General features: G+C 65.1%; 8 protein-coding genes. 4 read left to right on the top strand and 4 right to left on the bottom strand.

Going from position 1 to position 11504, the window contains the following annotated elements; translation table 11 throughout:
* Positions 1 to 23 precede the first annotated feature (23 nt).
* From AAG092_RS01465 to fhuF, 4 genes are all read left to right on the top strand, one after another.
* Positions 24 to 2183 carry a TonB-dependent siderophore receptor gene (locus AAG092_RS01465; RefSeq protein WP_373388225.1) on the top strand — a complete coding sequence of 720 codons (2160 nt, stop codon included), beginning with the start codon at positions 24 to 26 and terminating at the stop codon, positions 2181 to 2183.
* Positions 2173 to 3171 (top strand): GNAT family N-acetyltransferase, encoded by a 999-nt coding sequence (locus AAG092_RS01460; RefSeq protein ID WP_373388224.1) that lies wholly within the window; start codon positions 2173 to 2175, stop codon positions 3169 to 3171. Before AAG092_RS01465 ends, AAG092_RS01460 begins: the two co-directional genes overlap by 11 nt.
* A gap of 116 nt (positions 3172 to 3287) precedes the next feature.
* Positions 3288 to 4583 (top strand): lysine N(6)-hydroxylase/L-ornithine N(5)-oxygenase family protein, encoded by a 1296-nt coding sequence (locus AAG092_RS01455; RefSeq protein ID WP_373388223.1) that lies wholly within the window; start codon positions 3288 to 3290, stop codon positions 4581 to 4583.
* A gap of 16 nt (positions 4584 to 4599) precedes the next feature.
* Positions 4600 to 5349, top strand: a complete 750-nt coding sequence (gene fhuF / locus AAG092_RS01450; RefSeq protein WP_373388222.1) for a siderophore-iron reductase FhuF — start codon at positions 4600 to 4602, stop codon at positions 5347 to 5349.
* A 109-nt stretch (positions 5350 to 5458) separates the two neighbouring features.
* Here the strand turns inward: fhuF and fhuB are convergent, their stop codons facing one another.
* The 4 genes from fhuB to AAG092_RS01430 form a co-directional block, all read right to left on the bottom strand.
* Positions 5459 to 7474: a Fe(3+)-hydroxamate ABC transporter permease FhuB gene (gene fhuB / locus AAG092_RS01445; protein WP_373388220.1), complete on the bottom strand. Its 2016-nt coding sequence runs from the start codon at positions 7472 to 7474 to the stop codon at positions 5459 to 5461.
* Positions 7471 to 8328 carry an ABC transporter substrate-binding protein gene (locus AAG092_RS01440; RefSeq protein ID WP_373388218.1) on the bottom strand — a complete coding sequence of 286 codons (858 nt, stop codon included), beginning with the start codon at positions 8326 to 8328 and terminating at the stop codon, positions 7471 to 7473. The genes fhuB and AAG092_RS01440 overlap by 4 nt, the downstream gene beginning before the upstream one ends.
* On the bottom strand, positions 8328 to 9095 hold the full coding sequence (locus tag AAG092_RS01435) for an ATP-binding cassette domain-containing protein (protein ID WP_373388217.1): 768 nt from the start codon (positions 9093 to 9095) through the stop codon (positions 8328 to 8330). Before AAG092_RS01435 ends, AAG092_RS01440 begins: the two co-directional genes overlap by 1 nt.
* Positions 9096 to 9288: 193 nt before the next feature.
* On the bottom strand, positions 9289 to 11433 hold the full coding sequence (locus AAG092_RS01430; protein ID WP_373388215.1) for a tetratricopeptide repeat protein: 2145 nt from the start codon (positions 11431 to 11433) through the stop codon (positions 9289 to 9291).
* Positions 11434 to 11504 lie beyond the last annotated feature (71 nt).

Below are 11504 nucleotides of genomic sequence, written 5' to 3'. Positions count from 1 at the left end.
TTAATTTCATTGGGGAGTAGTGGATGAAACAGTCGTCGAAGGTGCCCTTCGCAAAAGCCCGCCTGCCATTGGCCATGGCCTGCGCCCTGGGCGCTTTCAGCCTGGTTGCCCAGGCTGAGGAACCGGCCCAGCAGGCCGTGGAACTCGACACGCTGAACATCAGTGGCGAACTGGACAGCCCGGTCGGCGAGGACCAGGGTTATGTGGCCAAGAACAGCCGCAGCGCTACCAAGATCAACACTCCCCTGAGCGAAACCCCGCGTTCGGTCTCGGTCGTCACCGAAGAGCAGATGAAGGACCGCAATGTCCAGACCATCAGCGAGGCGCTGCGTTATTCGGGCGGCGTACAGGCCGGCTTCTACGGTGAGGACAACAAGCAGGACTGGTTCATCATTCGTGGCTTCAAGCAGGCCAACAACGGCCTGTTCATGGACGGCTCGCGCATCTACTCCAGTGCCTTCTACAGCTGGCAGATCGACCCCTACATGCTCGAGCGCATCGAAGTGCTCAAGGGTGCGGCCTCGGTGCTCTATGGCCAGACCCCGCCCGGCGGCCTGATCAACCTGCAGAGCAAGCGTCCGAATGCCGATGCGCGCAACGAAGTTGGCGTGCAGTACGGCAGCTACAACCGCAAGCAGGTCAACCTGGACGTTGGTGGCAAGCTGGACGAAGAGGGCGATGTGCTTTACCGCATGGTGGCCCTGAGTCGCGACACCGGTACCCAGGTCGATGATGTGGATGCCGCGCGCATCCTGCTGGCACCCTCGATGACCCTCAACTTCAACGACGATACCTCGCTGACCCTGCTGGCCAGCGTGCAGAAGGATCGCTCCGACCCCCAGCTGCAGTTCCTGCCGTCCAGCGGCACCATCGAGCACAACCCGAACGGCAAGATCGACACCGACACCGCCGTTGGCGACCCTGGCTACGAGACCTTCGAGCGTGACCAGTACACCCTGGGCTACGAGCTGAACCACCGGATCAACGACAACTGGGACTTCCAGCAGAACCTGCGCTATGGCCACATGGAGCTGGAGCTGCGCCAACTGTTCTATTACTTCAACCTGACCGACAGCCTGATCGGTCGTGGTCTGACCTATAACGACGGCAAGGCCGACAATCTGTCGGTGGACAATCGCCTGCTCGGCAATTGGTTCGGTGATCGCTGGGAGAACACCCTGCTGCTGGGCGTCGACTACCAGCAGTTGAAGATCAATGATCGCAGCCCCAACGGCTACCCGAACTTCCCGATCATTCCGGCACTGGATATCTACAATCCCGTCTACGGCCAGCCTATCGGCGACTTCGACCTGGAAGACAAGGATACCCGTGCCGACCAGATGGGCTACTACATCCAGGAGCAGTTCAAGTACGACAACTGGGTGTTCCTGCTCGGCGGCCGTTTCGACAAGTCGCGCACCGACTTCGACAACAACACCACCGGCGTAAGCCATAACGTGCGTGACGAGGACTTCACCTGGAGCGGTGGTATCGCCCATGTCTTCGACAACGGCCTGACACCCTACATCAGCTACTCCGAGTTCTTCCTGCCGGTGACCGACCTGAATACCGTCACCAACGAGCCGTTCAAGCCCGAGGAAGGCAATCAGAAAGAGATCGGCATCAAGTACCAGCCGGAAGGTCTGGATGCCATGTTCACCGCGGCGGTATTCGAGCTGACCCAGGAGAACGTCAAGAAGAACCTGACCACGCCGACCGGCAGCGTGCCGACCCAGCTGGGCGAAGTGCGCAGCCGTGGCATCGAGCTGGAAGCCCAGGCCAATGTCACCGAGAACATCAGCCTGATTGCCAGCTATACCAAGCTGGATCCGGAAACCACCAAGAGCACCCGCGAGGAAGAGAAGGGCAAGGCTCCGGCCAACGTCGCCGACGAGATGGCCGCGCTGTGGGGCAAGTACCAGTTCATCGGTGGCGCACTCGACGGTCTGGAGTTCGGTGCCGGTGTACGCCATACCAGCTCCAGCTATGGCGACAACACCGAGACCCTGGAAGTGCCGTCCTACACTCTGCTGGACGCCATGGTTGGCTACCGCATCCAGGATGTACGCCTGCAGCTCACCGCCAGCAACCTGACCGACAAAGAGTACGTCACCGCGTGTGACTACTACTGCTGGTACGGCAACCGTCGCAACGTCATCGCCAGTGTCAGCTATGAGTTCTGATCGCCTGGCTCACCTTCCGCTGCCCGATGGGCGGCGGCTGGTCGGCCGCGACGACGGTGCCAGCCTGGCCCTGCATCTGGATGAGCGTGCGCTGCTGCGCGCGCGCCGCCAGGGCAGGCTGATGGTGCCGCTGGAGCTGGCAGTCGAGGAGCAGGCCGAAGCCCTGTGGGCACTGGCCTACTGGTGCTTCGCCAACGACACCCAGCTGCAGGCCGTGTGCCTGCAGCTGGACTCGGTCGACCCGGCCCTGCTGGCCAGTGGTCTGCTGGTGGGTGAGGGTGCCGATCTGCGTATCGAGCGTGGCTCGTTCTGGCAGCTGCCGAGGCCCTTCCTGCGCACTTCCGGCAGTGCCGGCTACCCGCAGCAGATGGTCATGCACCCGACGGGCCGCCGTCACCCACGCCGCGCCCCTAAGCCGGCGGGCGAGGTCTATCGGCGTTTCGATGCCACTCTGGGCGCCTGGATATCCCTGCGCACCCTGGACATCGACGAGGACCTGGAGCGCTTCAATCGCTGGCAGAACAGTGCTCGCGTGGCGGCGTTCTGGCAGGAAGAGGGCGATCTCACCAAGCATCGCCGCTACCTGGAGGAACTAGCCGTTGACCCACGCGTGCTGACGCTGATCGGCTGCTTCGACGACCAGCCCTTCGCCTACTACGAGGCCTATTGGGCCAAGGAAGACCGTATCGCGCCCTTCTTCGATGTGGACGACTACGACCGCGGCATCCATATGCTGGTGGGCGAGGAGAGCCATAGGGGCCCGCACAAGGTGGCCAGCTGGCTGAGCGCACTGACCCACTACCTGTTCCTCGACGATCCGCGCACCCAGCGCGTGGTTGCCGAACCCCGCGCGGACAACGCCCGGATGATCGGCCACATGCAGGCGCAGGGGTACCACAAGGCCAAGGAATTCGATTTCCCGCACAAGCGCGCGGCACTCATGGTGCAGTCCCGCGAGGTGTTCTTCGAACGCTGCCGCTTGGCATGACTACAAGATGAGCCGCGCCCGAGCGCGGCCGTGTACTGATGAGGTTGGGCGAGGCGAGCGCCTCCTGGGCTGACTTGGCCTTCACATGAACCATCCGCAGAGGATCGGGGCCTGACATGAGCATAGAAACACTGGAATACGATGTGATCGGGCTGGGCTTCGGCCCTGCCAACCTGGCCATTGCCGTGGCCCTGGAAGAAGACCGCCGGGTGCGTGAACACGGCCTGCGCTACTGCTTCCTGGAGAAGAAGCCGGCCTTCGAATGGCACGGCGGCATGCTGCTGGACGACAGCCGCATGCAGATTTCCTTCCTCAAGGACCTGGCCACGCTGCGCAACCCCTCCAGCCGCTACACCTTCGTCAATTACCTGCACCAGAAGCGCCGTCTGGAGGCCTTCATCAACATCAGCACCTTTACGCCGTCGCGCCTGGAGTACAACGACTACCTGAGCTGGGCTGCCAGCCACTTCGCCGAACGGGTGCACTACGGCGAGGAAGTCATAGGCGTCGAGCCGGTGCTGGACGGCGGCGAAGTAAGCCGGGTCAAGGTGATCTCACGCCTGGCCGATGGCCGCACCCGTGCGCGCATCACCCGCAACCTGGTGGTCAGCATCGGTGGCGAACCGGCGGTGCCGGAGCTGTTCCGTACACTGCGCGACGATGGCCGTGTCATTCATTCGGCCCAGTATCTGGAGCGGATCCAGGGCATCGCCGAGCCACGCCGCATCGCCGTGATCGGTTCCGGGCAGAGCGCGGCGGAGATCTTCAGCGACCTGTGCGGGCGTTATCCCAATGCCGAAGTGTCCATGGTCATGCGCAGCCAGGCCATGCGTCCGGCCGACGACAGCCCCTTCGTCAACGAGATCTTCGATCCGGCGTATACCGACGTGGTCTACGGCCAGGCACCGGAAGAGCGCGAGGCCTTCATCCAGGCCAACGCCCAGACCAACTACTCGGTGGTCAACCTGGATCTGATCGAGAGCATCTACCATCGCCTGTACCAGCAGAAGGTCACCGGCCATGCGCCGCACAGCCTGCTGACCCAGCGCAGCATCGAGGCGGTCGAGGCGGGCGCCGAGGGTATCCGCCTGGGTCTGAACGGCCCGGAAGGCCGCGAGGAGCGCCTGTTCGACGCAGTGGTTCTGGCCACCGGTTATCGCCGAGACGGCTACAAGCGCCTGCTGGCCGGGCTGCAGGCGCATCTCGGCGAAGGCGTCGGGCGCGACTACCGCCTGTGCTGCCCGCCGCAGATGAGCGCCGGTATCTACCTGCAGGGCTGCTGCGAGTCCAGCCACGGCCTGAGCGATACCCTGCTGTCGGTACTGGCGATACGTTCGCAGGAAGTGGTCGACGCTTTGCTGGATAATCGCCGCCAGCGCCACACACAGGGAGTTACCAGCGCATGTGCCTGACCCAGGCGGGGGGCCGATGATCCCGGCCATTGCCCCGCTGTTCCAAGGGCCCTTTGCCCACTACCGCGATGTTTTGACTCTCGCGGATGACCCACGCCCGGCACTGTCCGGGCGTGAGTTCGTCAGCTCCCTGCGTCTGGAAGAGCAGATGCTGCGCTTCGCCCCGGAGCATGCCGAGGGCGACCGCCGCGCGCTGATGTCGCTGTGGTCGAAGTACTATTTCCTGCGCCTGATCCCGCCAGTGCTGGCCGCCGGCCTGATCCTCAACTGGCGACTGCCACTGGCGTTCGACGAGATCCAGGTGGTGGTCGGTGCCGACGGCCTGCCCGAGGCCTTCAAGCTGCCGCATGCCGGTGAGCGCTGGGCTGCGGCGCCAGCCAACGGTTTCGAGCGCTTTTCCGGCCTGCTGGACGACAATCTGCTGCCCTTCATCGACGGCCTGCGCGCCCATCGCAAGATTGCTGCGCGGGTGCTGTGGAGCAACGCCGGCAACTACTTCGAGTGGTTCATGTCGACGCTCGGCGGCCTGCCGTTCCCCAAACCGATGCTGGCCCAGGGTTTCGAGATACTGCAAAGCAAGCTACGCCCGGATGGCAGCCGCAACCCGCTGTTCGAGCCGGTCAGCTACGTGCCGCAGGGCGAAGGCTGCGCACCCTGGCGCCAGCGCAAGCTGTGCTGCATCCGTAACGAGCTGGGCATGGCGATGTGCGACAACTGTCCGCTGCTGGAAGAGCCGCCGACGGAAGGTGTGGCCGTACTGGATTGATCGGGTACGCGAGTTAAAACCTAGCCCGGATGCAATCCGGGACGCAGGCGGCTCGGCTGCCGGATTGCATCCGGGCTACAGATATCGGGCGCGATAGCGCCCGGTGTCCTCAGCGCCGATACAGGCACAGCATGAAGTAGGCGCCACCCAGCAGTGAGGCCAGCAGCCCAGCCGGCAACTGCGCGGGGAACAGCAGGGTGCGCCCCAGCCAGTCCGCCGCCACCATCACCAGCGCACCGAGCAGCGCCGCGCCGAGCAATTGCGGTACGGCGCGGGCCAGGCCGAGCAGGCGCGCCAGGTGCGGTGCCAGCAGGCCGATGAAGCTCAGCGGCCCGACGATCAGCGTGGCACCGGCGGTCAGCAGCGCCGCCAGCAGAAGCAGCACCAGACGTCCGCGCCCCAGCGGCACACCCAGCGCGCGCGGCGTGCCTTCGCCCAGCGGCAGCAGCTCCAGCCAGCGGCCGAAGGGCAGGGCAGCGGCCAGCAGGACCAGGCTGCAGACCAGCACCCAGAGCGCCATCTGCGGACCGACGAAATAGGTGGAGCCGGACATCCAGCTGAGCAGGTTCTGCCCGCGCGGGTCGCCGCCGGCCAGCAGGATCACCTGCAGGGCATCGAACAGCGCGGTGATGCTGATGCCGATCAGCAGCACCTTCTCCGGGGCGAAGCCGGAGCGACGCGACAGGCCCAGCAGCAGGAGCAGGGTCAGGCCGGCGCCCAGCCCACCCAGCGCCAGCTGCGCCAGCGGGCCGGAGTAGGGCAGCAGGAACAGCAGGGCGATCAGCCCCAACGCGGCGCCGGCACTGATGCCGAGCACCTCGGGGCTGGACATGGGGTTGCCGGTCAGGCGCTGGATCATGCAGCCGGCCAGCGCCAGCATGCAGCCGGCAGCGGCGGCGGCCATCACCCGCGGCCAGCGCCAGTCGAGCAGCGCGGCATCGCCGAGGCTCCAGCTCCAGCCTTCCAGATCGCGCCCCAGGCCCAGCGCCAGGACGATGCCGACGGCCAATGCCAGCAGCAGTGGCAGCAGGCGCCGGGCCGGGAAAGGATGGCGAGCGAAGCTGTGCTCGGCATTGCTCTGTGGCTGGCCGCCGGCCAGGTGCAGGCGCGGCAGCAGCCAGAGCAGCAGCGGCGCGCCGAGAAGAGCCGTGGCAGCGCCTGTCGGCACCAGCTCGGCCAGGTTGCCTGCCAGGCCCTGGATACCCAGGTCGGTGACGCACAGCAGCAGGCCACCGAGCAGCGGCGCCCAGACCAGGCGCTGGGCAAAGCTGCGCGCGCCGAGCAGGCGCACCAGAGCCGGCGCGGCCAGGCCGATAAAGCCGATCACGCCGACCACGCTGACCACGCAGGCGGCCAGGTACACGGACAGGGTCAGGCTGACGATGCGCAGGAAGCGCAGCGGCACGCCGAGGCTCTTCACCCCACTGTCGTCCAGTTCCAGCAGGGCCAGCGGGCGCAGCAGCGGCAGCAGGAGCAGCAGGCCGACGGCCAGGCGTGGCAACAGGAACTGCACGCCGCCCCAGCTGTTCTGACTGAGCGAGCCCGAGCCCCAGATAAATACGGCATTGAGATCCTGCTGCTGGACCAGCATCAGGGTCACGTTCAGTGCGCTCAGGTAGAGGGTCACCACCAGGCCGGCGAGGATCAGCGTCAGCGGTGCCAGGGCACGGCGCCAGGCCAGGGCGAACACCAGCAGGGACGCCAGACCGCCACCGGCCAGGGCCACCCATTCGCGGCCGTAGTCCAGCGCCCAGGGCGCCCACAGCGTGGCGACTAGCAGGCCGAGCTGGGCGCCGCTGGATACGCCCAGGGTGGTCGGCGAGGCCAGCGGGTTACGCAACACCTGCTGCATCAGGGTGCCGGCCAGGGCCAGCACGGCGCCGCAGAGCAGGGCCATGCACAGGCGCGGCAGCCAGCTGAAATGCAGGATCAGCTGCGCCATATCGCCCTCGGCAGGGCTGATCATGGCCGCCAGCCACTCGCCAAGGGGCAGGCGTCGGCCGAGATCGCTCAACGCCAGGCCGAGGGACAGCAGCAACAGCAAGCCACACAGCCAGCCAGGGTGGCTGGAGAAACCGAAGCGCGCACGGGTAGGCAGCTGCCCCTGGGCCAGCAGGTCGGTCATGGCGCGATCTCCGGCGCCAGGCGCGCCTCCAGCAGGTTGGCAAAACGCTCGGCGGCCATCAGGCCGTTGAAACTCCATACCGGCGGCAGGCCATACAGGCGCTGCTCGCGCACGGCCGGCAACTGCTGCCACAGGGCGCTGGCTGCCAGGCCCTCGGCGGTGCCGGGCGGCATTGGCTCCAGGTAGAGCAGGGCGGCGCCGGGTTCTTCGGCCAGGCGCTCGATGCCCTGCTGGCTGAAGCCCCAGTAGTTGGTCGGGCCGCTCCAGGCGTTGCGCAGGCCGACGCGATCCAGCACGCCCTGGTAGATGCTCTGCTTGCCGAACAGGCGCACATGACGTTCGTCGAGGAAGGTCAGCACATAGAAAGGCGGCAATGCCCGCGAGGCCAGGTGCTCCTTGACCCGCGCCATAGTGGCGTCGATGCGCGCGATCATCGCCTCACCCTGCGCCTCACGGCCGAGCAACTCGGCCAGCTCGCGGGTCACCCGCTGGGCGCCGACGTAGGCCTCAGCTTCCGGCGTATAGATGGCCAGCATATGCACCGGCGCGATGCGCTCCAGCTGCGGCCGGCTGGCGGCGAACTGCGGGGTGATCAGGATCATGTCGGGCTTGAGCTGGCTGAGCAGCTCCAGGTTCGGCTCTACCCGCAGGCCCAGATCGGCCACCGAAGTCGGCAGCTCGGGCGCCTGCACCCAGCGTCGATAGCCTTCGGTCTGGGCCACGGCGATGGGCGTCACCCCCAGGCCCAGCAGGGTTTCGGTCAGGCCCCAGTCGATTACCGCGATGCGCGGCTGATGGGCATCGGCCTGGGCCAGGCCCGCCAGCAGGGCGAGCACACAGAGCAGCCAGCGCATCAGACCACCACGGCGATGGGTTGCTGGCCCTGCGGATGGCTGAGCACCTGCATGGGCAGGCCGTAGATGGCCTCCAGATTGCTGTCGGTCATCAGTTCGGCCGGGCTGCCATCCAGCAGCAGGCGACCGCTGTGCAAGGCGATCAGGCGGTCGCAGTAGCGCGCGGCCATATTGATGTCGTGCAGCACCACGATGACGCTCAGGCCGAGCTGCTGGCTGAGTCTGTGCACCAGGCCCAGCACGTCGACCTGATGGGCGATGTCCAGCGCCGAGGTCGGCTCGTCCAGCAGCAGGTAGCGGCTGTTCTGCGCCAGCAGCATGGCTAGCCACACACGCTGGCGTTCACCGCCGGACAGGCTGTCGACCATGCGCTCGGCGAAGCGCGCGGTGTCGGTGAGTTCCATGGCCTCACGCACCTTGGCGTGGTCTTCGGAGCCGAAGCGGCCGAGCAGGCCATGCCAGGGGTAGCGACCGAAGCCGACCAGCTCGCGCACCGTCAGGCTTTCGGCGGCCGGCAGCTGCTGCGGCAGGTAGGCAACCTGGCGGGCGAAGTCACGGTCCTTCCAGGCATCCAGCGGCTTGTCGTCCAGCAGCACGCGGCCGGCAGTGGCCGGCTGCTGGCGCGCCAGCATCTTCAACAGGGTGGATTTTCCGGAACCATTGTGGCCGATCAGACCGACCATCTGGCCCTGGGGGATGTCGAGCGACAACGGTTGCAGAAGAGTACGCTCCGCCAGGCTGAAGCTGACTGCATCGAGTCGGAACATAAACAATCCTTGGCATCCGAGCAGGTCGGCGACTTTATATAAAATGATAATTTACTGCAAACAGGATTGATTAGCCTTCACCCCCGATGACGAGAACGTGGGGGGAGGTAGCTCTTACCCGGAGCCAGTGACGCCGAGTGCGAACATATGGGGACAGCGCAATATCCCGTGCTTGTGTCAGATCCCGCCCCGATTACTGCAGCTGTCGCTTGATCGCCAGCAGACGAGCATCCTGAGGTGCGAGCTGCTCCATGCGGCGTATGTGGACTAGCGCCTGTGTTCTCTCGCCTGAGCTGACGTAGAGATAGGCCAATGCGTAGTGCAGATCGATGTCGTCTGGCGCCAACTGCAGCCCCACCAGTAATGACTGTCGGGCTTCAGCGTACCGATGCGCCTGCATGTGCAGCAGCCCTTGGTTGTAACGAATGCGCGCATTATCCGGCAGTGCCTTGGCAGCACTTTCCAGCCACTGCAGACCTTCGTCTGGGCGACCCTGCTCTACCAGTAGCAAGGCCAGCATGTAGGCCAGATTGCCCCGGTCCCCAGGCGGTACGCGGGGCAGGGCCAAACCCTCGCGTAGTACGCGCTCGGCCATGTCCTGACGCAGGGTGAAGTTTGCCAGGGTGGCCAGATTGACCCGGGCAGGGGAGAAGTAGGGGGCGAGCCGGAGCGCCTCACGGTACTGCTCCATCGCCTCCAGCTGCTTGCCATTGCGCTCCAGAAACACTGCGAGGTTGAGCCTGTTGCCGGGTAGATCGGCAGTGCTTCGCAGACGCTGCTCGTATTCGGCGAGACGGGCTTTGAAGTCTTCGCGGCGCTCGACAGGCAAGGCTTGCAGCGGGATGCCGGCCAGCGCGCGAAGCGCCTCGTCGCGGACCGCGCGATTGCTGTCGTCGAGCAGTGGCAGCAGCTGCTCGATCCGCTCGAGCGGGGGCTGCTCACTGAAGCCGGCCACAGCATAAGCGCGGACCAGCGGACTTGAGTCTCCGAGGGCCTGCCGTAACGACGGTAAGGCGGGCTCACCGAGCGTGGCCAGCATTTCCGCGGCCGTGGCGCGAACTATTGCAGGTTTGCCGAGGTCGGCTATGGTGGCGCCGAGCAATTCCAGGCTGGCACCGTGCCCCTCGCGGGCAGCATGGAATACCTCACCGTAGTGGCGAGGCTTCTCCGGGCTACCGAGCCAGTCAGCGATGGCTTCAGCTGCCCAGGTGGGCTGCCGATCGAGATGGCAACTGGTGCAAGCGTCCGGGCTGCCTGTCTGCCCATTGAGGTCTGGCCGCGGTATGCGCAGGCTGTGATCGCGTCGTGGATCCACCACCATGTAGGTCTTCGCCGGCATGTGACAATTGACGCACTGAGCGCCTGCAGAGCCATTCCTGTGATGATGGTGTTCGGCGCTGTCATAGCGCTTGGCTTTCAGGCCGGGAAAGCGGGGTGGGGGTGTTTCGTTATGGCATTGCAGGCAGAGCCCATTGCCATCGATCCTGACTCGCGTGCTATGGGGATCATGACAGTCGGTACAGGTCACTCCAGCGGCAAACATCTTGCTTTGGGTGAAAGAACCGAAGACATAGACTTCGCCGTCAATCTGGCCATCGGCATGGTAGAGGCCCGCACGCAATGTCGCGGGGAGGCTGGCATCCAGTTGCGAATGTCCTGTTTGCTGGCCCATGCCCAGGCTCTGACGGCGACTATGACAGTAGGCGCATTGCTCGACCTGGCCCTGGCCATTCAGGGCCTTGAAATCGACCCTCAGCCCGTGCGCAGAGGGCTTTTCGCCTTGCTCGGCATCCCTGGCCCAATCTACATGGGCCTGTCCTGGGCCATGGCACGCCTGGCAACCGACATTCTGCTCATGCCAGGTGCTGGCGAAGCTGTCGTCCTTCTCGTTGTAGTTCCTGAGCAGATTGGTTGAGTGACACTCGGCGCACATGGCATTCCAGTTCTGGTAGCGGCCGGTCCAGTGCAAAGGGTCGTCTGGGGTGAAGCGCTGTCCGGGGTAAAGCGAGAACCAGCGACGCCCACCCATGCTTTCGGGGCGGCTGTCCCAGGCGATGGTGAGTGCTTGCAGGCGGCCGCCAGGCATGTCGACGAGATATTGCTGCAAGGGATAGTGCCCAAAGGTATAGAGAATTTCGAAGTCTGCAGCCTTGCCATCGACGCCTTCGGTGTTGACGAAGAATTTTCCATTCCTGCGGAAGAAACGAGCCGAGACGCCATCCTCGTCGAATGTCGCGTTCGCGAAGTCGCCCAGAACGTTGCTCCCGGTAGCGGCTCGCATGGCCCAGTCGTGGTCGGAGTCGCGCCACGCATTGGCCTGTGTGGCATGGCATGTCATGCAGGCACTTGCCTCAGCATATCCATCGGGCTGTCGGGCCAGAGCAGGAGGCTGATCAGGTGACTGGGCAC

Source organism: Pseudomonas alcaligenes, from assembly GCF_041729615.1.
In the GTDB taxonomy this organism is placed as follows: domain Bacteria; phylum Pseudomonadota; class Gammaproteobacteria; order Pseudomonadales; family Pseudomonadaceae; genus Aquipseudomonas; species Aquipseudomonas alcaligenes_B.
This window is presented reverse-complemented; position numbering and strand designations above follow the sequence as displayed.